We start from the raw sequence: 22,267 nt of genomic DNA, 5'->3' as shown, positions 1-22,267 counted from the left end.
CGGCCGTGGGAAGGGCCGAAGGTCATGCCGGCACCCTGCCGTTTCAGCCTCGGCCCACGGGCTTTTTCGGCCTGGGTCCGTGCAGCGCCCTCAACCCGTTCAAGATTGTGGCCAGGTCCACGAGTTCCTGGAGGAGTGCCCCCGTGACGGCCGGGATGTACCCGGTCATGGCAACAGCCATGAGCCCGATGCTGAGGCCTATTCCTGTCCAGATGCTCACCAGGGCCACAGCGACGGTGCGTTTCCCGATTTCGACGGCAACGGCGACTTTGGACAGGTCGTCGAGCATGATCACCACGTCTGCCGACTCACTCGCGGCTGTAGCGCCCTTGGCCCCCATGGCTATCCCCACGTCCGCCGCCGCGAGCACAGGGGCGTCATTGACGCCGTCGCCCACCATCAGCACCGGTCGCTCCCGCACGCCGGCCACCGCGTTGACCTTGTCCTCGGGAAGGCAGTCCGCCTGCACGTGCCGGATGCCTGCCTCTTCGGCGATGTGCGCCGCGGTCCCCCGGGCATCACCGGTCAGCAGCATGGTGTGGCGGATTCCCAGGCGGTGCAGCCGGGCAAGCGTCTGCCCTGCGTCGGCGCGCAGCGGGTCCTTCATGATGAGGGCGCCTGCGTAGGTGCCGTTCACGGCCACGTAGACCGCCAGCTGCCCGCTGCGCAGGGCGGCTTCACGGAAGCCCCGTGCTGAGCTGCGGACCAGGCCCGCCTTGCCCACCACCACCGTGTCCCCGCCGCATACCGCCTCCACCCCCTGGGTGGCATGTTCCGTAGCCCGGGTAACCGGCAGGAGTTCAAGGTCGCGCAGGGCGGCAGCTTCAATGACGGAGGCTGCCAGGACGTGCGAGGAGTATTGCTCTGCGGAGGCGGCAAGCTGCAGGATCCGCGCAGGGTTCATCGATCCGCTTCCCGCCCCTCCCGGTGCTGCCTGCACGGTATCCAGGACCGGCCGCCCGGAGGTCAGCGTTCCTGTCTTGTCGAACACCGCGGTCCTGGCCTTGGCCAGCTGCTCGAGGGTTCCGCTGTTCTTGATGATGATGCCCTTGTGGGCGGCCTGGCTGGTACCGGCCAGGAAGGCCACCGGCGCAGCGATCAGGAGCGGGCACGGAGTTGCCACGACCAGGACCTGGGCGATCCGCACGGGATCCCCTGAAAAAAGCCACGCGGTTGCAGCCATGAGGACCGCAAGCGCGGTAAACGGAACGGCGTAGCGGTCCGCCAGGCGGACCACCGGGGCGCGGCTGGACGCCGCCTCCTCCACCAGGGCGATGATGCGGCTGTATTGTGAATCGTCCGCGGTCGCGGCGGCCCGCATTCTGATGGCCGTCTCGCCGTTGACGGAGCCGCTGAGCAGGAGGTCGCCCCGGACCCGCTCAACCGGGAGGCTTTCGCCCGTCAGCGAGGATTCATCCATGCTGGCAGCGTCCGAGAGGAGCTCCCCGTCCACTGGTACGAGCTCGGAGGGACGCACTACCAGCACGTCCCCCGGCAGCACCTCGCCAACCGGGGTGTCCTCCAGGACTGATCCGGGGGCTTCCCGGTGCGCGAACCGCGGAGCCCTGTCCAGGAGCGCCCTCAGCTCCCGTGCTGCGCGTCCCTGGGCAAAGGTTTCCAGTGCTTCCCCGCCGGAAAGCATGAGGATGACCACCAAGGCAGCAAGGTACTCACCCACCCACACCGTGCTGCCAATTGCCATGAGTGCCAGGACGTCGATCCCCCAACGGCCCTGGCGCAGGGAACGGAACATTGACACGGCACGGGTCACGCCGACGACGGCGGCATAGGCAGACGCGCCGAGCCGGGCCGGCTGCCCCAGGCCGGACTGCAGCAATAGTCCCGTCACCGCGAGCATCAGGCATGTCAATGCCACCAGCGGGTACAGCCGGACAAACGCGATGCCCCTGCCCGCCAGGGACGTGCGGGGCTGCTCGGGGTTCGCCGCCTGCAGCGGCCCCAGGGACGTGCCGGGCGGACCGGCCGGCCGACCCTCAGGCAAAACCTGCCCGCGCCGGGTCATCCAGGTGGCTCCACCAGGTCAGCGGCGAAGTGATCTTGAAGCGCCGGCCGGTCACCGCCGTCGGAGTTATCCGCACAAAGTAGTCCTTGTGCCCCGCCTGCCACGGAAAAAGGGTGAGCCCGACGCCGGTCATCAGGTCCGGGGAAGGTTCAAGGACAACCGCATGGCCCTTCACCTCGACGCTCCACGCGGTTCGCGTTCCCTGGTCGGTGCCGTCGGCTTCCAGGGCGACGGCGGCGGGCCCGGCGGCCGCGTGAAGTTTCGTTCCTTCTCCGGTGCGGAAGACCACCGACTCATGGTCCACCTTGTAGTTCACGGGGAAGATTTCCGGATGGCCGTCAACCAGGACGGCGAGGTGTCCAACCGATACTGTCCGCAGGAGATCCCAGCAGGCACTGGCGCCAAGGACCTCCACTGCCGCTGAGGCGTCCCGTTCCGGTGAGTTGTTGAGCATACAGCTGAACGTACTGCCACCCCTCGGCCGCCGCTAGGGCATTTAGGCCCGGAGCCCGCCTCCCGTATGACCTTCGCCCCTGCCGCCCAGGCCCGGCGGCGCGCATTCTTGAAAGGGGAACCCCGGCTTCCGCCCGTCCATGAAAGGGACCAGGACCATGAAGGCATTCGTCGTCTATGACTCCGCCTACGGCAACACCAGGACCATCGCCGAAGCCCTGGCGGCGGGCCTGGGCAGCATGGCCGCTGCTGTCCCCGTGGACCGTTTCGATCCCGGTTCAGTCCAGTCCGGCGATCTCCTTGTGGTCGGCAGTCCCATCAATGGCTGGCGCCCGACGCCCAAAATCACCCAGGCGCTCGCCGATCTTGCGGCCCGTGGACTGTCAGGGGTCCGGGCCGCCGCGTTCGACACCAGGCTCAAGCTCTTCATCCACGGGGATGCGGCCGGGAAAATCAGCCGGGCACTCAAGGACGCCGGCGCAAGCATTGTCGCCGGCCCCATGGCCTTCTATGTCAAGGGCAGCGAAGGCCCTCTTCGCAAAGGGGAGGTTGACCGCGCAGCTGCGTGGGCTGAAACGCTTCTCTCGCGCCTGCAGGACCAGGGCAGCCACAGGGAAGCCTGAACTCGCGGACAGGTCAAAGGTCTTTGGGCCCTTTCAGGGCTGTGGCCGGCGCCGTAGGATCTGGACATGACCGACAAGAACATGGTGCCAGAAGCTGAGATCCTTGACTCCGACGAGTGCTGGAAACTACTGGAACACACCAGCGTGGGACGTCTTGGCGTCGTCGTGGACGGCCAGCCTGATGTGTTCCCGGTGGGCTTCAAGGTTGACGGCCAGGGCCTTGTTTTCCGGACAGGGAGTGGAACCAAGCTGCAGGCCATTGAAGCCAACCCGCTGGTTGCCTTGGAAGCGGACAGCGTCAGCGCCGAGTTTGGCCTGGCCTGGAGCGTTGTGGTCAAGGGCAGGGCGGTCCAGGACGATGCCGCGGGGCCGGCACTGAACGAGACGCGGCGGGGGCTCTTTCCCTGGCAGGGTGTAGGCAAGGACCACCTCATCCGGATTGTTCCCCAGTCGGTGACGGGCAGGAGGTTCACCCTGTCCGCCTCCGGTACCTGGCGCACCCCGCTGGACGAGGCCACCCGCGCAGGATTCGAATAGACCCCGCCCGTTCCCGTGGAGGGCGGCGAACCCTGGACGCTTGACCGTTTTTTTGAAGGTTCCGCCACGGCCTACGGCATCTACCGGGCGGCGGAACGCATGGCATCCGCTCTCGGACCGATGGAGGTCCGGGTTTCCAAAAGCCAGGTTTCGTTCCGCCGCCGGCACGGCTTCGCGTTTCTTTGGCGCCCTGGGACCTATGTGAAATCTTCGGTTCCCGTTGTCCTGTCCCTTCCGCTCCCCTACGAGTTGCCATCGCCGCGGTTCAAGCAAATCGTGCACCCGTCCCCCGGAATCTGGATGCACCACCTTGAGCTGCTGGAGAGTAGCCAACTGGACGCCGAAGTGGAGCATTGGATGCGCGAAGCCTATGGTGCTGCCGGCTGAGGCCGGGCGGCCCGGACACCATTTAGAGTCCTAAGGCCCTGTGACGCCTGCAGCCTGCGGCGCACGCTAATGCCATGAACAACTCTGCCCAGCACCCAAGGAAAGTCCACCTTACAGAGCAGCCCGTCGCCGTCGTCCGCGAACGCGTCCCCATGGCTTCCCTGACTGACTTCTTCAGCCGGGCCTTCGGCACGGTGATGGCTGCAGCCCGGAAACAGGGTGCCAGCCCCGCGGGACCGCCTTTTGCGCTCTACCGGGGAATGCCCAGCGAGACAGTTGACGTGGAAGCCGGCTTCCCCATCGACGGCAACTTCACGGAGGCTGACGGGGTGGCGAGCGGGACCCTGCCTGAGACAGATGCCCTGGAAGCGCTCCACGTCGGGCCGTACGACACCCTGGAGAACACCTACCACGCGATCCTGGGGCAGATGGAAGCCGAAGGACTCACCCCGTCGGACACCATGTGGGAGTACTACCTGAGCGACCCGGAAACTGAACCCGACCCCGCGAAGTGGCAGACCCGGGTTGTCTGGCCCGTCGCCTAAGTGCCAATCAGGGAGGTCCCCGATGAAGGTTCTCGTTGCGTACGCCAGCCGGCACGGCTCCACCGCCGGCATTGCCGAACGCATCGCTGCCCGGATCACTGAAGACGGGATCGAGGCCGAGGCCCGGCCCGTGGCAGAAGTGGATGACGTGGGCCAGTATGAAGCCGTGGTACTGGGCAGCGCCGCCTACATGGTCCACTGGCTTAGGGAAGCGACGGCCTTCGCCAAGCGGCACCGGCGGGAGCTGCAGGCCAGGAGGGTCTGGCTCTTCAGCAGCGGCCCGCTCGGAAACGACACTGTCGATAAGGACGGTGAAGATGTCTTGAAGAGTGCCAGGCCCAAGGAGTTCGCCGAACTGCAGGAACTGCTCCGGCCCAGCGGAGAACAGGTCTTCTTCGGCGCGTGGAACCCGGATTCCCCTCCCATCGGCATCGGTGAGCGCCTCATCCGGCTCGCGCCGGCAGCGAAGGAAGCCCTGCCGGCAGGCGATTTCCGGGATTGGGCGGCCATCGACGCCTGGGCTGACGAGATCGCTGCCGGCTTGGAGGCCGCTGGCCGTCCGGACTCCGGCACCCCGGCAGACTAGCGGCCGCCTGATCTTCAGTCTGCGGTTCCGCCGCGCCCGCCCGGCAACCCCTGCCTATCCGCCGGCCGGGCGGCCGGCCGTACTGCCGCCGTCGTCCGTGCCTGCATCTTCCCCCTGTAGCGGCGCGCCCGGCGGCAGGGGGCCGGGTTGAAGCGCGCCTGGCCGGGAGATCATGGCCCGGAGCTCCTCCAGCAGCTCAACCTGCTGGCTGTTGATTGCCATCAGCCGGTCGATTTCCGACTTTGACTGCACGTCCGTCTCGTAGTCGTGGCGGGCCATCGCCGCCGCGATGGCGTCCTGGCGCTTTGCGGCAATCAACAGGATGGCGCCCTGGAGCCCGGCCAGCATGGAGAGGAAGAGGTTGAGGAGGATGTAGGGGTAGGGGTCCCAGGCGTCCGATGCGAGCACGTAGGTGTTAAATGCGGCCCATGCCGCCATGAAGGCGACGAAGAGCCCCACGAATGTCCAGCTGCCCATCCCGTTGCGGAGGACGTCCGCCGCCCGCTCACCCCGGCTTAGGCCCTCCTTGTGCCGCGCGTGCCACGTAGTTCTTCGCTCGCTCATGTGCCTAGGGTAAGTGCCGGCCCCGGGGTGGCCGCTCGGCCCGCCGCGGAACGCGCCGGTAGCCCCTGGAATTACCCAATGAACAGGGCGCCCGGAAGGCGCGGGTCCCGGCGCTAGAAGCTGGATGAACTGCCCGAGCCGGAAAAGCTCCCGCCGCTGCTTCCATAGCCGGTGGTGCTGCCGCCTCCGCCGCGGGCGGAGCTGACGCTGCTGACCCCGGTGTTGAGCCCGGAATTGAAGGTGGCCACGGAGAAGAAGTGGTAGGACGGGTAGACGGTGCCCAGGATGCTTGGCTCATAGGTACGGCGCCGGTGGTCCAGGCCTTCCTGCGCTTCCTGCATTTCCTTCCGCATGAGTTCGGCTTCACGTGCATTCTTCGCGAAGCCCCCGATGACCGTTTCCGCGTGGCTTTCCAGGAGCGAGGCGAGCCGGGTCCGGGCGTCGTAGAGGCGGTCCAGCGCCTCTTCCGGGCCGATCCTTCCCTCCGCCAGCTCGGCGGTCCAGCGCTCGATCTCCCGCAGGCTCTGGTCGCGGAAAGACCGCAGCGCCGCCGCGGTGGCCGAATCCCCCTGCCCGTGGCGCTTGGTGAGGAGCTGTTCAAGTCCGGCCAGGTCGCTGCGGAAGGGTGCCAGCTGCCGGTCCCAGGCAGTCTGCCAGGCGCTGGCGCGGTTCAAGAGGGCGTTGCTGTCCGCGATGACGTCGTCCAGCGCGTCGAGCTCCGAGGCCGCGTCCGCGTACTGTCGCGCGAGCTTGAGATTCTTCCGCCGGCTCAAAGCGCGCCCGGAGAACGCGTGCACTTTGTTGGACAGCTCGCTGGTTGCGTTATAGCGGTTCAGGAACGTGCGGTGTTTCTCAAGCACCTGGCTTCCGTACCTGGATGCCTCGGGAATGGTGCCGGCGTTCAGCTCGGTCACCTCCAGATCCATGCTGACGTTCGCGTAGCTCCGGTCCCCGCGCTCAATCTCTTTCCGGCTGGAGGACCTGGTCACGGCCCGCACGATGATCCAGGCTCCCGCGCCGAGGGCTGCCAGCCCAGCGGTGACCCAGGCAGTGACCAGGAAGGCAGCCGAGAGGTACCAGGGCTGGTTGATGAGTTCGGCGGCACGCCGGACGCCGGCGATGGTTCCGTCGGTCCACTGGGCGTCCCGCAGAAGTTCTTTGGCCGAGTCCTGGATGTCCGCCCGCTGCTCCAGGGACACCCTGCGGTCCTCGCCCATGTATGTGCCTACATGGCGGCCCACCGGGTCGAGGGCAAAAATGAACAGCCCGTCCGCCCACTTTTGGCCGTCCGCGCTGATCCATTCAGGGTGCTCGGCCCGGGCGAACCTCAGGACCTCCTCGTTGAGGTTATCCTCCGCACTGCCGTTGTAGGTGTACACCACAACCTTGGTTGGATTGTGGAACTCAATGCGTTCAAGGGCCGGTACCAGCGTGTTCCGGTCCAGCACCCCAGCCGTATCCTGGACCTCGACGGACGCCGGCCGAACAGCGAAGGCAACGCCTGCACTGCCGGGCAGAAGCACCAGCAAAGCCAGCAGCAGACCAACGATCCTGCGCACAGTCCAGTCCTGTCCTGTCCTGTCCTGTCCTGTCCTGTCCCGCGGCCTGCGGCCCGCTCAAATGGCGTTCCATCCGTTATCCGAGGCCAGCACCACGCCGTTGATGTTCGTGCCGTCCCTGCTCAGCAGGAAGGCGATCCCCGCTGCGACCTCCTCTGCCTCGGCGATGGGCGGAACGTTCGCCTGCATAAACGGCCCCAGCACCTCGGCAGCCAGCCGGGACTTGAACTCGGCGTGGATATTGGTCCTGGTCCCGCCCGGGGCCACAGCGTTGACGCGGATTCCCCGGCGCCCGTACATGACGGCTGAGCTGCGGGTGAGGCCATTCACCGCATGCTTGGACACGGTGTAGGCGGCCCCTGCCGCGGAACCGCGGAGGCCTGCCTCGGAGGAGACATTCACAATCGAGCCGTACCCCGCGGCCAGCATCAGCGGCACCACTGCCCTGGTAAGCCGCATGACGGCGGTCAGGTTGACGTTCAGCACGCGCTCCCACGTTTCGTCGTCGAGCTCGTGCACCGGCTGGAAGCTGTCCATGATCCCGGCGACATTGGCCAGCGCGTCAACCCGCCCCCCGGCAGCAGCCACGACGCTCTGCACCACAGCCTCGTTGCTGATGTCCCCGGCCACGGGCACGAAACCCAGTTCGGCGTACTCCGCCGCGAGGCTGTCCAGGCCCTCAGCGCTGAGGTCGCTGGCAATCACCCGGCCGCCTTCCCGGGCAACACGAAGGGCGGTGGCACGCCCAATGCCGGAGGCGGCGCCGGTGACGATGACGGTCTGGCCCTCGAACCGGTGCGGAGTGATGTTTTCCTGCCAGGCGGCCATGTGGTGCTCCTCGTCTCGGACAACAGTTCTTGCTTCCGGCAACTGCGGGTGCTCTGCTGGAAGGGCGGGTACACAGCAAGCCCACCCATTCAGCATGGAGTCCCACAGCGAGCCGCCACAGGGCCGAAGGTCCCTGCGAAGGAGAGGAGCAATGGAGGAACCTGGAACCATCGTCGCCGGATACGACGGTTCGGCCGAAGCTGCCGCCGCCATCACGTGGGCAGCGCAACAGGCTGACCTGCGAGGCTGTCCCCTTCACGTCGTCCACGTTTCAATCTGGCCGCTGCTGACCCACAAACTGGGCCCCGTTCCAGGAGTAGCGGACAGCGGCCTGGAACGGTCAGCACAGGCGATCCTCGAGGAGGGCGTCGGCCGCGCCCAAGCCGCGGCACCCGGGCTGGACGTCCAGGGCACCCTGCTGCATGGGCTGCCCGCCTCGTACCTTGCCGAGATCTCTGCCGGCCAGGAGATGGTTGTTGTGGGCAGCCGGGGGCTGGGCGGATTCCTGGGGCTGCTGGTGGGTTCGGTGAGCCTGGAACTCGCCGCCACTGCTTCCTGCCCCGTAGCTGTGATCCGGCCGGACCTCCACCCTGGCGGGCCGGTCGTCGTCGCGGTTGACGCATCCGGTTCTCCCGCGGCCCTGGAGGACGCTTGCGCCTTGGCCTCGGCATGGCAGGCAAAGCTCAATATCGTCCACGTCCACCATGTGCCTGCCGGGTACGCACAGCGGAACGGGCCCGACGCCGAGGCTGCCGCCGGCGAAGTGCTCCACGCCGCCCTCCACCGTGCCCGGGCGCTCGCACCCTACGTTGCCGTGGAGGGCAGGGTACTCACCGACGCGTCGGTCCCGCATGCCATCCTCAAAGCCTCGGACGACGCACGGATGCTCGTCGTGGGAACCAAAGGCCACGGCTTTTTGCGGGAGACCATCGGTTCCACCGCCCATGCGGTCCTTCACCACGCGCGAGGCCCGGTCCTGATCTCCCGGCGGGGAACTGTCTGACCCGCTGCTCCGTTCCTGCGCCTGGCCCGAGCCAGGCCCTGGAGCCCCTGCCCTATGTTCCAGGCGAATCGGGCCGGACGGCCCTATGCCGTGCGTTCCGTGGAAGGGAAGCTGAAGGTACATCAGGCGTAAACCGGGAGGATCTCATGCTTGCCCTTCGGACATCAGTCCGGAAGCATCCGCTGTGGTGGTATTACGGCATTACTTTCCTCTTGTCATGGGGCAGCATTGTGCTGGCCGTATGGGCCTCCACCGGCGGCCTGTCGCCCACCCCGGAAGAGTTCCAGCTGACGGTCCCGGTCACCGTGCCTGCGATGCTGCTCGGGCCGGCTGTTGCCGGCCTGCTGCTGACGGGAGTCGTGTCCGGACGGGCAGGGTACCGCGAATTATGGTCGCGCCTGCAGAAGTGGCGCGTGGGCGGCCGCTGGTACGCCGTCGCCCTGCTGGTCGCGCCAGTGACGATGGCCGCCGTCGTGCTGGGCCTTTGGTTGTCCTCCGCGGATTACGCACCACGGATCGCCACGGCAGAAGACAAGGCCGGCACCATCGTCATGGCGCTTGTGCTCGGGCTGGTGGTCGGGCTCCTCGAAGAAATCGGCTGGACCGGGTTCGCCATCCCGAAGGCGCGCCGGCGCCTCAGCGTGCTCTGGACCGGAATCATGGTGGGAGTGCTGTGGGGTGCATGGCATTTCTTTGTGAGCTACTGGGGCGGCGGCGGGACAAACGGCGGCATACCGCTGGAGATCTTCCTGTCCCTATGGTTCGTCGCCGTGCTCGTGGGGCAGCTCACCGCCTACCGCGTGCTCATGGTGTGGGTCTACGACCACACCGGCAGCCTGCTCCTGGCAATGCTGATGCACGCCAGCCTCGCGACGTTCCAGTTCATCCTGAACCCCCTGACGCCCGGGATCCCCCAGCAGGTCTACCCGTGGGGCCATGCGGCAACAGCCTGGCTGGTCGTCGCCGTCGTCATGCTGGTCCGCCGCGGAGACCTGACACGGGGACCTGGGACCCTTTCGGCCCGGAAACCCATCCACCATTCTTGAGGGGACGTGGTCCGACGACGTTGCGGCCGTCCAGGAGGAAAGGATCCTGGGCCGCGAAGGCGTGTGGCAGTAGCGGGGTGTCAGGCGGGCCGGCCGCTCTTCCCCGGCCTATGCTGGCCAGGTGACCCCTGCACCGACCCCCAGCACGCTTGATGTCGTGGTGCATTCCGGACCGGCTGACTGGTGGGTGATCCTTGCCGGCCTCGGGCCGTTGGCCGTCCTCATCGCCGCCCTGCTCGCCTTCTACATCAACTGGCGCACGCTCAAGCAGCGCACCACAGCGGACAAGACGGCCCTGGACCAGAAGCGGGAAGCGGACGCCCGGGCCCTGATGCAGAAGACTGAAGCGGACAGCCGGGCCGAATGGTGGCGGCGGACCCAGTGGGCGCTGGACCGGGCGCTGGACCAGGACGAGGGAACGAAGGCCCTGGGACTGGCCACCCTGGAAGTGCTGGCCCGCAGCGAACTCGCGCGCACCGAGGAACTCGAGTTGTTCGACATCGCGTGGAAGAGCGTCTCCGGGGATGAGAACGGGGACGACCTCGGGGAGGAAGGAAACACCGGCGCGGAGATGCCGTTCATGGACGCCGGCCGCAACATGGGCGAGAATGGAACGACGGATGAAGACACAACCAAGGAGGCTGGACCATGAGCGCAGCGTCGCCTGAACACCGGTTTGTCCATCCTCCGCGGAACACTTCCGCCAGTCCCGCCCCGAAGAAGGCCACCCCGGCTGAGCACCGGGTCCAGGTTGCGGCCGCCAGGCTGCGCGTCACGCTCGATCAGCGTCTGGGCCGCGAAACACCCGCAAAGACCAAGGCGCTGGCCAAGGAACCTATCTAGGTTCCGCTCGGATGGCTGTGGTGCCCGACGCACAGCACGTGCTGGATTAGGTGAGTAGTGGCTGCAGTCCTCCTTGGATGGAATCCCAACGCATGGGACCGCTGGGACTACCGTGCCGCCGTCGAGCAGGTGGAACAGTCCGGGCGGTTCCTGCAGCGCTGGAGCATTGGCCACGCACTGCATGTCCGGCCGGGGGCTGAGGCCTGGCTCCTGGTAGAGGGCAGCACTGACGCAGGTTCCGGGCTCATCGGACATGGGGTGGTGGTGTCCGAACCCTACGCAACCATGCCACGAGGGGAACGCGAAGACGCCGGCTGGCACGTCAGCGTCGCTTTCGATGCCCTGCTCCCCCTCGGCCAGCAGATACCGCCGGAGGCCATCAGCCATGCCGTCCCCGGGATGGCCTGGCGCGACATCACCTTTCGTTCAGGCATGGACCTTCCACCAGGGGCGGAGCCTGGCCTTCGCCGGCTGTGGCGGGAGCAGGGGCCGTCCGCCGTTGTCCCTGCCCAAGTGGTTTCCGGGACCTATCCCCAGGCCGCGGTCAGCAGTATGGAGGTGAACCGCTACGAGCGGGACCCCGAAGCGCGCCGGATGTGCCTTGCTTTCCATGGAACGTCCTGCGCTGCCTGCGGGTTCTCTTTCGAGGCCTCGTACGGCGACACCGGCACAGGCTACATCGACGTCCACCACGTAGTGCCGCCGGAAATGCTCGGGGCCGGGTACCAGTTGGACCCCATTGTCGACCTTGTTCCGCTGTGCCCCAACTGCCACGCCCTGGCGCACCACGGGGTGACAGAACCACGCACAGTTTCGGAACTCCGGAACATCATCGCTGCTGCCGGCCACCTGAGGGGCGAGGCGGTAAGCCCCCGTGCCCTCCAGGCGCAGGATGACGCCCGGCGGATTCTCGAGGGCCGCCAGGACTGACCAGGTGGCCGTCCCTGAGCCTGCCCGGGGACCTTATGCCCTGTTTCCTCCGGCGGCTAAGCCGCATCCTAGTCGCGGGACCTGTAGGCGCTAGGAGCGGAAACAGCCATGCCAACAAGACGGAAAAGCAGTCGAACTGCCGGTGCACCCGCACGCGGCGGGCCGGGCGCCTTGAGCCCGGCCGGGGCCGCCTGCCGGTTCGGGTTCCGGGTGGCAGTGGCCACTGTCGGCGTGACAGTCCTGACATTTGCGCTTGCCCTGACGGCACTGCCGGACAAGGTCCCCTACCCGTTCACTGGCGACGGAATCCCTCAGCAATGGCCCGGAGACTATTACTGGCTGTTTCCGGCGATGGTCCTGATGCTGCTTTTCGTGGCGTTGGTTGCCGCGCTTCATCAGTACGCACCGGATAAAAGCAAGACCTACAGTTCGCTGGCGCTGTGCCTCGCGGTGATCGCGGCGACTGTCCTCCTGATCAACTACTACATCCAGGCAGTGGTCATGCCCACCAGCCTTGAAAAAGGGCAGCTTGACGGTTGGTCCATTTTCACGCAGTACAACCCCCACGGGATCTTCATTGCCTTGGAGGAACTGGGGTACCTGCTCATGACCCTGGTCTTCCTCTCCCTGGTGCCTGTGTTGTCCACCCGGACCAGGCTTGAGCGGAGTATCCGGTGGCTGTTCCTGGCCAGCTTCGCCGCGGCAGTGGCCTCCCTCGCTGTCGTGGTGGCGTTGCGCGGCATGAACCGGGAGGACGTCTTCGAAATCATCATCATCAGCATCGCCTGGCTGACGCTGATCGCCGGAGGGGTCCTCCTGGCTGTGCTTTTCAGGCGCGGACCGCAGGTGGCGTAAGCCTTCGACGGCGGCTCTGCTTGCCATCAGCGGTGCCCGCACGGCTCTTGCACACATTGTCCGCGGCCCCAGGAAACCCAGGTTTTCCAAACTCGCCCCTTGACGGCTGCAAAACGTTTTGCATATAGTGATCCAAGCAACATACAAAACGTTTTGCAAAGGAACGGTCGATGGCGACGAAGGTAAACATCCGGGACGTAGCGAAAGCTGCAGGCGTGTCCGTGACCACTGTGTCCCACGCCCTGAGCGAAGCGCACAGCTCCCGGGTGAATGCCAGGACTGTCGAGCACATCAAAGCCGTCGCCGGCGACCTCGGCTACGCGCCGAACCGTTTGGCGAGCGGACTGCGGAACCAGCGCTCCCAGATCCTGGGCCTTGTCAGCGACGAGATCACCACCACCCCCTTCGCCGGCGCCATGATCCAGGGCGCACAGGACGCCGCCTCAGAGCACGGACACCTGCTGATGGTGGTCAACTCCGGCCTCGACAATGAACTGGAGCGCCAGGAGATCCGGGCACTGCAGCAGCACCAGGTTGACGGAATCATCTTCGCCCGGATGTTCAACCAGCTGGTGTCCGTACCCGATGAACTCAGCGCGGTTCCCACCATCGTGCTGGACGCCACCACGGACAACCCCGGGCTGTCCTCGGTAGTGCCGGACGAATTCGGCGCCGGCGAGTCCGCTGCCGAACTCCTGGTGGCGGCAGGCCACCGCAGGATCGCCATGATCAACAACGAGGACGACATTCCTGCCGCCCACGAACGGCTCGCGGGTTTTCGTTCAGCCCTGGACCGCCATGGACTGGAGCTGCCGGCGGACCGCCTGGTGGCTGGGCATCCGAGCACTGCCGGCGGGCGTGCGGCTGCACTGGATCTGCTGTCCGGAACGGAACGGCCCACCGCGTTGTTCTGTTTCAACGACCAGATGGCCATGGGCGCCTACCAGGCAGCCGGCTATCTTGGCCTGGACATCCCGGCGGACCTCTCGATTGTGGGGGTGGACAACCTGGAACTGATTGCCGACGCCCTCTGGCCGGGGCTGTCCACCATGGCCCTCCCCCACTATGAAATGGGCCGGTGGGTGGTCCATAAGCTGCTCAACGAACTTGAGAACCCCGGCGCACCCCGGGTGCATGAAAAGATCGCCTGCCCGCTGGTCGAGCGGGACTCCGTGGCCCCGCCCAGGAACTGACCTGCAGAGCCCCCGGGTCAGGTGTTGTTATCCGCTTTCCCTAATTCCCCCAAAAAAGATCGGGAACGCAGCCGTTGCAGCGGCCGCGTTCCCAGCAGGACCCCGTCACACCCCTCCACCCTGTCTAAGCAGAAAGACTGATCATGAACAAGAAGCTCACCAAGGTCCTGGCGACCAGCATAGCCGCCGTCGCCCTCACCGCCACCCTCGCCGGCTGCGGGAAGGGCAGCGCGTCCTCCTCCAGCGAAGGTTCCGGGGAGATTGCCCTTTGGACCCACAACGCCGGTAACCCGGACGAGCTGGCTGCGGTCCAGAAGATCGTGGACTCCTACAACGGCAGCCAGGACAAAGTGAAGATCAAGGTCCAGGCCTTCCCGCAGGACTCCTACAACGACTCTGTCGTTTCCGCCGCCGCCGCGGGGAACCTCCCCTGCATCGTGGACATCGATGGCCCCAACGTACCGAACTGGGCATGGGCCGGATACCTGAAGCCCCTGGAACTGGATGCCGACCTTTCCAAGCAGCTCCCCAGCACAGTGGCTGAATGGGACGGAAAGCCCTACGCGGTGGGCTACTACGACGTCGCGCTGGCCATGATGGCACGCACCTCAGACCTGGAGGCCGCCGGGGTGCGGGCTGCCACCATCGAGCAGCCCTGGACCAAAGAGGAGTTCCAGGACGCCCTGACAAAGCTCAAGGCCCTCGGCAAGTGGGAGCACCCGCTGGACCTGGGCACCGCCGGTACCGGCGAATGGCTTCCGTACGCCTACTCCCCCTTCCTGCAGTCCTTCGGCGGAGACCTGGTCAACCGCGACGGCTTCCAGAGCGCCGAGGGCGAGCTCAACGGGGACAAGGCTGTGGCGTGGGCCGAGTGGTTCCGCGGCCTGGCCGACCAGGGATTCATCGCCAAGAAGAGTGGCAAGGATTCCACCCAGGACTTCCTGAACAACAAGAGCGCCATCGTCTACACCGGTTCATGGGCTGCGGACAAGGCCAAGGCCGCGCTCGGTGACGACCTGGTGGTTATCCCCCCTGTTGACCTGGGTGAAGGCCCCAAGATCGGCGGCGCCTCCTGGCAGTGGGGCGTCACCAGCGGCTGCAGCAATTCCGAGGCCGCCATGGACTACCTCTCCTACTCCCTGAAGCCGGAGAACATCGCCGCCGTCGCCAAAGCCACCGGAGCCATCCCCGCCAGCAATGAGGCGGCAGCCCTGATCCCGGCCTTCGCCGAGGGCGGCGCCAACCGGATCTTCATGGACTTCTCGCGTGAATACGCCGTCATGCGTCCCGAGACACCCGCCTACCCGTTCATCGCCACTGAATACGGCAAGGCCGTCCAGGACATCCTGAACGGTGCAGACCCGAAGTCCACCCTGGACAGCGCCGTGAAGGCGATCGACGCCAACATCAAGTCCAACGGCGGCTACAAGAAATAGCCGGAGCACGCCGGAGGGATGCGCCGCAGCGCGCCGCATCCCTCCGGCCGCCCGACCTACGGAGACCCCTCATGGCAACTTCCCCCCCTCCCCCCCCCCCCCCGCCCGCCCGACCTACGGAGACCCCTCATGGCAACTTCCCACCTTCCCACCCGCCCACGTCCGGCCACCCCCGCAACTGCCGTGCCGCCGTCGAACGCTAAACCCGCCGCGCACCGCCGGCCCGGCTTCCGCCGGGACCAGCTCAGCGGCTGGGGCATGATCGCCCCCGCGGCGGTGCTCCTGCTGGCCTTCATCTTCATTCCGGCCATCCTGGGCTTCGGCCTGGCCTTCACCAACGCCCGGCTCATCTCGCCGCGGCCGGTGGAATTCGTGGGCGTGGACAACTTCGCCCGGCTCTTCACCGACCCCACGTTCTACCGCGCCCTGCTCAACGTCGCCTACTTCACCGTGGTCATCGTTCCGGTGCAGTCCGGCCTTGCCCTGGTGATGGCGCTGCTGATCAACAAGAAATTCCGCGGAGTGAACTTCTTCCGCACCGTGTACTTCCTGCCTGTGGTCACCTCCATGGTGGTGGTCTCGCTGCTGTGGCTGTTTATGTACCGCAAGGACGGCCTGATCAACGAGATCCTCGCCGCCGTCAGCTTCGGCCTGATCGACGGGCCGGACTGGCTGGGCGATCCCAACACTGCGATGCCGGCCATCATCATCCTGTCCATCTGGCAGGCCGCCGGCTTCCACATGATCATCTGGCTGGCCGGACTGCAGGGCATCTCCGGCGAGCTCTACGAGGCGGCGCAGCTGGACGGCACCAGCCGGTGGCAGCAGTTCCGCTACGTCACCTGGCCCGGCCTCTTCCACACCCGGAGCCTGGTGCTCGTGACCATCACCATCCAGGCCCTTGGCCTCTTCGACCAGATCAGCGTAATGACCCAGGGCGGGCCCATGGATTCCACCACAACCATCATTTACGAGGCTGTCCAGTCCGGCTACCGGCAGCAGGAAACCTCCTACGCCTCCGCCATCTCACTGGTGTTCTTCGTCCTCGTCCTGATCGTCTCCGTGGTGCAGCGCCACCTCACGCGGGAGAAAGACTGACATGAAAAACCAACTGCTCCTCAGAAGCGCCGGCACCATGCTGGTGCGCATCCTCTTCGCGGTCGTCGCTGCGTTCCCCATCGTCTTCATGCTGGTGTCCTCGCTGAAGCCGGACCAGCAGATCTTCGGCGACATGTCCTCGCTGGCCGCGTTCCTGCCCATCGGCAACATCTCCTTCGACAACTACGCAGCCGTGTTCGACCGCGTCCCGGCAGCCCGCTTCCTGCTCAACTCGGTGGGCGTCTCCGCCGTCACCGTTGTCCTGGGCATCTTCGTCAACAGCCTCTGCGCCTTTGCCCTGTCCCGGATGCAGGTCCGCGGCAAGAAGATCGTGTTCACCGCCATCCTGGCCACGCTGATCGTGCCCTTCCAGACCCTCGCCCTGCCGCTGGTGTGGTGGGTCAACCAGCTCCCCTACTTTGAACTGAACGGCTTCAGCCTTGAATTCTCCAAGGGCTGGCTGGACACCTACCAGGTGCAGATCATCCCGTTCATCGCCAACGCCTTTTCCATCTACCTGTTCCACCAGTACTTCGAGTCCATCCCCAAGGAACTCGACGAGGCCGCCCGCATTGACGGGGCCGGCTGGTTCAAGATCTACCGACAGGTGGTCATGCCGCTCTCCGGACCGGCGACGGCCACGGTGGCGATCCTGACCTTCCTGCCGGCCTGGAACTCCTACCTCTGGCCGCTGATGGTGGTCCAGTCCGAGGAACTGCGCCCGGTGATGATCGGCATCCAGTACTTCTTTCAGCTGAACGTTTCGTGGGGCGAGGTGATGGCATACGCTTCCCTGATCACCGTTCCGGTGGTGGTGCTTTTCATCGCCTTCCAGCGTTCGTTCGTCAACAGCATCGCCTCCAGCGGTGTAAAGGGCTAACCATGAATTCATTGACGACGGCGGCGGGCGCCACGTTGGCTGCCACCGACCAGTACCGGCCCGCGTTCCACTACACCGCCGAACGGAACTGGCTGAACGATCCGAACGGGCTGGTGTACCTCAACGGCACCTACCACCTCTTCTACCAGCACAACCCGTTCGGCGCTGACTGGGGCAACATGTCCTGGGGGCACGCCACCTCGCGGGACCTGCTGCACTGGGACGAGCAGCCCGTGGCCATTCCGTGCGACGAACACGAGGCCATCTTCTCCGGCTCGGCGGTATTCGATCAGCACAACACCAGCGGCCTCGGCACAGCGGCCAATCCCCCGCTGGTGGCCATTTACACCAGTGCCTACAGTGACGCCGCGCCGCTTCCGGGCCGGCAGGCGCAGTCGCTCGCCTACAGCCTCGACGAAGGCCGGACCTGGACCAAGTACCACGGCAATCCCGTGCTGGACCGCGCGTCCGCGGACTTCCGCGATCCAAAGGTTTTTTGGTACGACGGCGGCGCCGGAAGTTACTGGGTGATGGTCGCCGTCGAGGCGGTGCAGCGCCAGGTAGTGCTGTACAAGTCGGCCGACCTGAAGGCGTGGGAACACCTGAGCACCTTTGGCCCTGCCAACGCCACCGGCGGCGTCTGGGAATGCCCGGACCTGTTCGAGCTGCCCGTGGACGGGAATCCGGAGGACAGCCGGTGGGTCCTCATTGTGAACATCAACCCGGGCGGCATTGCCGGCGGCTCCGCGGGACAGTACTTCGTGGGAGAGTTCGACGGCGTGGCGTTCCATTCCGGATCGACGGTCACCGAGGGCCTCCAGAAGGACAGCAGCCGGATGCGGGAGTACGGCTGGCTGGACTGGGGGCGGGACTACTACGCCGCCGTTTCGTTCAGCAACGTGCCGGACGGGCGCCGGATCATGATCGGCTGGATGAACAACTGGGACTACGCCCGCGAGACGCCCACCGGCGGCTGGCGCAGCGCCATGTCCCTGCCGCGGGAGGTGTCGCTGACCCGGGTGGACGGGAAAGTGATGCTTCGGCAGCAAGCCATTGATCCGTTGCCGGAGCGGGAAACAGGGCACGTCCGGCTGGGGCCGCAGCCCTTGGCGTCGGGCGTTCTGGACGTTCCGGCCGCCGCATCCGTGGCGCGGATCGACGTTGAGCTGGAGCCGGGCGCCGCGGCGGGCGTGGGACTGGTGCTTCGGGCGGGGGACGATGAGCGGACGGTCCTCCGCTACGACACTGCGGACGGGATGCTGCGGCTGGACCGCCGCGAATCCGGGCAGGTTGCCTTCCACGAAACCTTCCCGTCGATCGAAGCCGTGGCCGCGCGTTTGCAGGGAGGCCGGCTCCGCCTGCGGGTCTACCTGGACCGCTGCTCGGTGGAGGTTTTCGCCCAGGACGGGCTCGCCACGCTCACTGACCTGGTGTTCCCCGCTGAGGCGAGCACGGGCCTGGCCATCTTCGCCGAAGGTGAGGGGGCGCACCTCGTGGTGCTCGACGTCGTCGGCCGTTGAACCTTCCGGGAGTACGGTCTTAGTTCATGCCTGCGTAACGTCCCCGCCACCTGTTCGCTGTTCTTGGTTTCATCTGGATCCCGAGACTTGGTGTGCCCTTTCACCGGGCACCCCCCAACTTGGAGATTGACAGATGAAATACGCAAAGCTGCTGACCGCTGCGGCCATATGCACAGGAATGGCGCTGGGAACATCCCTTCCGGCCCAGGCCGCCGACACCAACCCCAACGGCACGGACAACCACTTTGACCTCCAGGCGCACCGCGGCGGGCTGGGACTGACCGTGGAGTCCACCCTGGCGTCCTTCGCCAAGGGCATCGAAACAGGTGTCTCCACCCTTGAACTGGACCTGCAGATCACCAAGGACGGCCGCGAAGTTGTCACGCATGACCGGAAGATCAGCGACAAGAAGTGCGCCGACACCGTCCCCGTCACCCCCGGAGACCCGCAGTTCCCGTACGTTGGCAAGTACATCAAGGACCTCACCTTCGACCAGGTCCGCAGCCTGGACTGCGGCTCAAAGACCCTGCCGCAGTTCCCGGGCCAGCAGGCGTCCCCAGGCGCCAAGATGCCTACCCTCGCCGAAGTTTTTGCCCTGGTGGACTCCTACCGGGCAAGCCAGGTGAAGTTCAACATCGAGACGAAGGTGGAGGCCGGCGCGCCCGAGCAGACCGCTCCCCGGGAACAGTTCGTAAACGTGGCACTGAAGGAAATCAAGGCTGCCAACATGCAGTCCCGCGTTTCCATCCAAAGCTTCGACTGGGGCGCACTCCGGCTCGTCCAGGAGATGGACCCGCAGATCCGCACCGTAGCCCTGACCAACAAGGACTTCCTGCAGGCCGGCAAGCCCGGCAGCTCACCCTGGTTGGGCGGCATTGATTCAGACGACTTCGGCGGTGACCTGGTGGACGCGGCCGCGTCCCTGGGCTTCGACGCCGTTTCCCCCGTCCACGGCACGCCCCAGAACGGAACCGTCACTGACCCCGGCTACGTCCCGTATGTCACGGCGGACATGGTGAGCCGGGCACACGCCAAGGGGATGCAGGTCATTCCCTGGACGGTTGACGACAAGCCCACCATGCGTGCACTCATCGACACCGGAGTGGACGGCATCATCACCGACTACCCGGACCGCCTTCGCGACGTCATGGCCGAGTACTCCATGAAGCTTCCGAAGCAGTTCTCGCTGGAACCCGGAGCTGCCCGGCCGTAGAGCCGATGCCGGCACCAAGCGGGCCCTGCACGGTATTCCGTGCAGGGCCCTTTTCTTGGCAAAATGTGAATCACAACGCTCAGTTCGCGCCCGCCGGGGTTATCCTCAAAGTGCGTCTCCGGTTGCGGGGGCATTCGGGCGGGGCTAGGCGCAATCGCGGTTTCACGGCCGCGGGTCGGTTTCATGTTTGTATTCACACCGGGGAAACCCGGCGGAAGCCAAAGGAAACGTGCATGGGCCGCCGACGCGCAGCAACTGACCCGATTTATCCACGCTGGATCTGGACTGCCGCAGCGGCAGCCGTGGCACTCCTGATCGTAGGCGCCGCATTCGTGCTTCGGGCGGTGATTTTTCCCGCCGATTCAGGAGGGGGCGGCGCATCAGGCACGCCTCCGGTAAGTGAATCCCTGGCGCAGGACAGCCCTGCCGCCGCCGCCGGGAGCGCTCCCTGCATCCCCTTGAATATCCTCACTTCGCTGGAAAACGCGGACATGGTCAGCGCCCTGGCCGGAGAGTACACGGCGAAACCCCGGAGTGTGGACGGCAAATGCGTGGCTCCTGCAGTGATGCAGGAAAAATCGGGAGTCGCTGCCGGCAAGGTTGCTGCACAATTCTCCGGTGCGCCGGCAGGTGACAGGCCCGCCATCTGGCTGCCGGACTCCTCCGCGTGGTTAAGAATCGCACGGGAAGGTGCCGGTGGGAGCCTTGTCCCCGATGAAGGAACCAGCCTCGCCCGGAGTGCCATTGTGGTGGCTATGCCGGAGACCATGACCGCCGCGCTCGGCTGGGACAGCAACCCGCCGTCGTGGTCTGAGGTCTTCCGGATGGCCGGGGAACAGGATGTGTGGGAACGCCAGGGCCATGGCGACTGGGGAAAGTTCAAGTTCGGCAAGGCCAGCCCGCTCGTCTCGACGTCGGGCTTGATGGCCCTCGCAGCTTCCTACGGTGCCGCCGGCGGCAGCGTGGGAGGTTTGGAGGGCATGGATCTGAACGCACCATCGCTGGTGGAGAAGGTGCGCGACGTGGAGCTCGGCACCAGCCACTACATGGCCACTCCCGAGCATTTCCTGTGGCACGCCAGGCAGGCTGACGACGCCGGGCGGGTCTCGGAGTTCCTTTCCGCGGTGATCGTGGATGAAAAGTCTGTTTGGGACTACAACCGGGGAGTCGTCAGCGAGGACGGCAAAACGAAGCAATCCGGTCCCGCGCCGAAGGAACCCCTTCGCGCCATTTATCCCGACGACGGCGTGCACGTAGCGGACAACCCCGCAGTAATCCTTAACGGTGATTGGGTGGGGCGCCAGCAGCGCATGGCGGCCGAGGACTTTCTCGCCTTCGCAGTAACGGAACAGGGCCAACACGTTGTGAAGGCATCCGGGTATCGCAGCATCCAGGGGAAGCTGGATGCCGGCGTGGCCGCGACCGGACGGTACGCTGAGACGCTCCAGCCGCTGCCGCTTCCCAAGGGCAAGATGCTTAACGACATCAAGGACAGCTTCGCCGATGTCCGGAAGCGGGCCAGGGCCCTGTTCCTGCTGGACGTCTCGGAGTCCATGGTGCAGGAAACCGGAGTGACCAAGCTGCAACGGGCCAAGGACGCCGTGCTCAAGGCGCTGGATCATTTCGTCGGCGAAGATGAGATTGGGCTTGCTGCCTTCTCCCACGTGGGCGACGGTCCCCTGACACCGGGCATCGTAAGCCCCGTAGCTCCTTTTGCAACCAACAAGGACGACCTCAAGGCCAAGCTCGCTGAACTTAAGGCCGTAGATGCTACGCCTCTTTTTGAAGCGGTGAGCCGCTTCGCGGGCGAACAAGCGAAGGAATACAAGGACAGCTTCATCAACACCATCGTGCTTTTGAGCGACGGAAAAAACGACACCACCCATCCGGGGGACCTGAAGGGTCTCTCGGAACAGTTGAGCCGTCAGAACCACTCCACGCCGGTCCTGGTTTTTACCCTCGCTTACGGTCCCGACGCCGATGTCCCCACCCTTAGGGAGATCGCCAAGGCCAGCGGGGCCCACTACTATGACGCCACCGATCCAAACAGGCTCGAAGAGGTGCTCAGCGAACTGGTGACCAGTTTCTAGGGCGGCCCGCCACGAGATCTGGGGCCGGGTTCAGCGGCCGGCGAGCGCCTGAAGA

23 protein-coding genes are annotated in these 22,267 nt (G+C 65.8%); 18 read left to right on the top strand and 5 right to left on the bottom strand.

Annotated elements, in window-relative coordinates; all coding sequences use genetic code 11:
- Positions 1 to 43 precede the first annotated feature (43 nt).
- Positions 44 to 2,023 carry a heavy metal translocating P-type ATPase gene (locus U7114_RS08255; protein ID WP_323057075.1) on the bottom strand — a complete coding sequence of 660 codons (1,980 nt, stop codon included), beginning with the start codon at positions 2,021 to 2,023 and terminating at the stop codon, positions 44 to 46.
- Positions 1,995 to 2,477 (bottom strand): pyridoxamine 5'-phosphate oxidase family protein, encoded by a 483-nt coding sequence (locus U7114_RS08250; RefSeq protein ID WP_157242012.1) that lies wholly within the window; start codon positions 2,475 to 2,477, stop codon positions 1,995 to 1,997. Before U7114_RS08250 ends, U7114_RS08255 begins: the two co-directional genes overlap by 29 nt.
- 157 nt (positions 2,478 to 2,634) lie before the next feature.
- On the opposite strand from U7114_RS08250, the gene U7114_RS08245 reads away from it, so the two are divergent.
- The 5 genes from U7114_RS08245 (at position 2,635) to U7114_RS08225 (ending at position 5,154) form a co-directional block, all read left to right on the top strand.
- Entirely contained in the window at positions 2,635 to 3,099 is a 465-nt protein-coding gene (locus U7114_RS08245) for a flavodoxin family protein (RefSeq protein ID WP_323057074.1), read from the top strand.
- Positions 3,100 to 3,165: 66 nt separating this feature from the next.
- The gene (locus tag U7114_RS08240; RefSeq protein ID WP_157242010.1) at positions 3,166 to 3,636 is read left to right on the top strand and encodes a pyridoxamine 5'-phosphate oxidase family protein; all 471 of its coding nucleotides are present in this window, start codon (positions 3,166 to 3,168) and stop codon (positions 3,634 to 3,636) included.
- Positions 3,637 to 3,651: 15 nt separating this feature from the next.
- Positions 3,652 to 4,023 (top strand): DUF5655 domain-containing protein, encoded by a 372-nt coding sequence (locus U7114_RS08235; protein WP_323057073.1) that lies wholly within the window; start codon positions 3,652 to 3,654, stop codon positions 4,021 to 4,023.
- 74 nt (positions 4,024 to 4,097) lie between these two features.
- Positions 4,098 to 4,568 carry a GyrI-like domain-containing protein gene (locus U7114_RS08230; protein ID WP_157242009.1) on the top strand — a complete coding sequence of 157 codons (471 nt, stop codon included), beginning with the start codon at positions 4,098 to 4,100 and terminating at the stop codon, positions 4,566 to 4,568.
- Positions 4,569 to 4,590: 22 nt separating this feature from the next.
- Complete coding sequence (locus U7114_RS08225; protein ID WP_157242008.1) at positions 4,591 to 5,154, top strand: flavodoxin domain-containing protein; 564 nt, start codon at positions 4,591 to 4,593, stop codon at positions 5,152 to 5,154.
- A gap of 54 nt (positions 5,155 to 5,208) precedes the next feature.
- Here the strand turns inward: U7114_RS08225 and U7114_RS08220 are convergent, their stop codons facing one another.
- From U7114_RS08220 to U7114_RS08210, 3 genes are all read right to left on the bottom strand, one after another.
- A complete protein-coding gene (locus tag U7114_RS08220) occupies positions 5,209 to 5,718 on the bottom strand; it encodes a DUF1003 domain-containing protein (protein WP_157242007.1) in 510 nt (169 codons plus the stop codon).
- A gap of 113 nt (positions 5,719 to 5,831) precedes the next feature.
- Positions 5,832 to 7,277, bottom strand: a complete 1,446-nt coding sequence (locus U7114_RS08215; protein WP_323057072.1) for a DUF5129 domain-containing protein — start codon at positions 7,275 to 7,277, stop codon at positions 5,832 to 5,834.
- A gap of 57 nt (positions 7,278 to 7,334) precedes the next feature.
- The gene (locus U7114_RS08210) at positions 7,335 to 8,105 is read right to left on the bottom strand and encodes an SDR family NAD(P)-dependent oxidoreductase (protein WP_157242006.1); all 771 of its coding nucleotides are present in this window, start codon (positions 8,103 to 8,105) and stop codon (positions 7,335 to 7,337) included.
- 151 nt (positions 8,106 to 8,256) lie between these two features.
- Between U7114_RS08210 and U7114_RS08205 the strand changes: the two genes are divergently transcribed.
- The 13 genes from U7114_RS08205 (at position 8,257) to U7114_RS08145 (ending at position 22,212) form a co-directional block, all read left to right on the top strand.
- The gene (locus U7114_RS08205; protein WP_157242005.1) at positions 8,257 to 9,108 is read left to right on the top strand and encodes a universal stress protein; all 852 of its coding nucleotides are present in this window, start codon (positions 8,257 to 8,259) and stop codon (positions 9,106 to 9,108) included.
- A 146-nt stretch (positions 9,109 to 9,254) separates the two neighbouring features.
- Positions 9,255 to 10,154 carry a CPBP family intramembrane glutamic endopeptidase gene (locus U7114_RS08200; RefSeq protein ID WP_323057071.1) on the top strand — a complete coding sequence of 300 codons (900 nt, stop codon included), beginning with the start codon at positions 9,255 to 9,257 and terminating at the stop codon, positions 10,152 to 10,154.
- A 121-nt stretch (positions 10,155 to 10,275) separates the two neighbouring features.
- On the top strand, positions 10,276 to 10,806 hold the full coding sequence (locus U7114_RS08195; protein WP_321213678.1) for a hypothetical protein: 531 nt from the start codon (positions 10,276 to 10,278) through the stop codon (positions 10,804 to 10,806).
- Positions 10,803 to 10,997: a hypothetical protein gene (locus U7114_RS08190; protein WP_157242003.1), complete on the top strand. Its 195-nt coding sequence runs from the start codon at positions 10,803 to 10,805 to the stop codon at positions 10,995 to 10,997. Before U7114_RS08195 ends, U7114_RS08190 begins: the two co-directional genes overlap by 4 nt.
- A 57-nt stretch (positions 10,998 to 11,054) precedes the next feature.
- Entirely contained in the window at positions 11,055 to 11,927 is an 873-nt protein-coding gene (locus tag U7114_RS08185; protein WP_323057070.1) for an HNH endonuclease, read from the top strand.
- Positions 11,928 to 12,158: 231 nt separating this feature from the next.
- Positions 12,159 to 12,782: a hypothetical protein gene (locus U7114_RS08180; RefSeq protein ID WP_323057069.1), complete on the top strand. Its 624-nt coding sequence runs from the start codon at positions 12,159 to 12,161 to the stop codon at positions 12,780 to 12,782.
- Between the two features lie 170 nt (positions 12,783 to 12,952).
- Complete coding sequence (locus U7114_RS08175; RefSeq protein WP_323057068.1) at positions 12,953 to 13,975, top strand: LacI family DNA-binding transcriptional regulator; 1,023 nt, start codon at positions 12,953 to 12,955, stop codon at positions 13,973 to 13,975.
- A 143-nt stretch (positions 13,976 to 14,118) separates the two neighbouring features.
- On the top strand, positions 14,119 to 15,411 hold the full coding sequence (locus tag U7114_RS08170; RefSeq protein WP_323057067.1) for a sugar ABC transporter substrate-binding protein: 1,293 nt from the start codon (positions 14,119 to 14,121) through the stop codon (positions 15,409 to 15,411).
- 129 nt (positions 15,412 to 15,540) lie between these two features.
- Positions 15,541 to 16,509 (top strand): sugar ABC transporter permease, encoded by a 969-nt coding sequence (locus U7114_RS08165; RefSeq protein ID WP_321213684.1) that lies wholly within the window; start codon positions 15,541 to 15,543, stop codon positions 16,507 to 16,509.
- 1 nt (position 16,510) lies between these two features.
- Positions 16,511 to 17,389 carry a carbohydrate ABC transporter permease gene (locus tag U7114_RS08160; RefSeq protein WP_104998153.1) on the top strand — a complete coding sequence of 293 codons (879 nt, stop codon included), beginning with the start codon at positions 16,511 to 16,513 and terminating at the stop codon, positions 17,387 to 17,389.
- A gap of 2 nt (positions 17,390 to 17,391) precedes the next feature.
- A complete protein-coding gene (locus U7114_RS08155; protein WP_323057066.1) occupies positions 17,392 to 18,909 on the top strand; it encodes a glycoside hydrolase family 32 protein in 1,518 nt (505 codons plus the stop codon).
- Between the two features lie 133 nt (positions 18,910 to 19,042).
- On the top strand, positions 19,043 to 20,122 hold the full coding sequence (locus U7114_RS08150) for a glycerophosphodiester phosphodiesterase (RefSeq protein WP_323057065.1): 1,080 nt from the start codon (positions 19,043 to 19,045) through the stop codon (positions 20,120 to 20,122).
- 233 nt (positions 20,123 to 20,355) lie between these two features.
- Positions 20,356 to 22,212: a vWA domain-containing protein gene (locus tag U7114_RS08145; protein ID WP_323057064.1), complete on the top strand. Its 1,857-nt coding sequence runs from the start codon at positions 20,356 to 20,358 to the stop codon at positions 22,210 to 22,212.
- Positions 22,213 to 22,267: the final 55 nt, after the last annotated feature.

It is taken from the genome of Pseudarthrobacter sp. C1 (assembly GCF_034720455.1).
In the GTDB taxonomy this organism is placed as follows: Bacteria; Actinomycetota; Actinomycetes; order Actinomycetales; family Micrococcaceae; genus Arthrobacter.
Note: the sequence above shows the minus strand (reverse complement) of the source record. Positions and strands in the feature narration are given on the sequence as shown.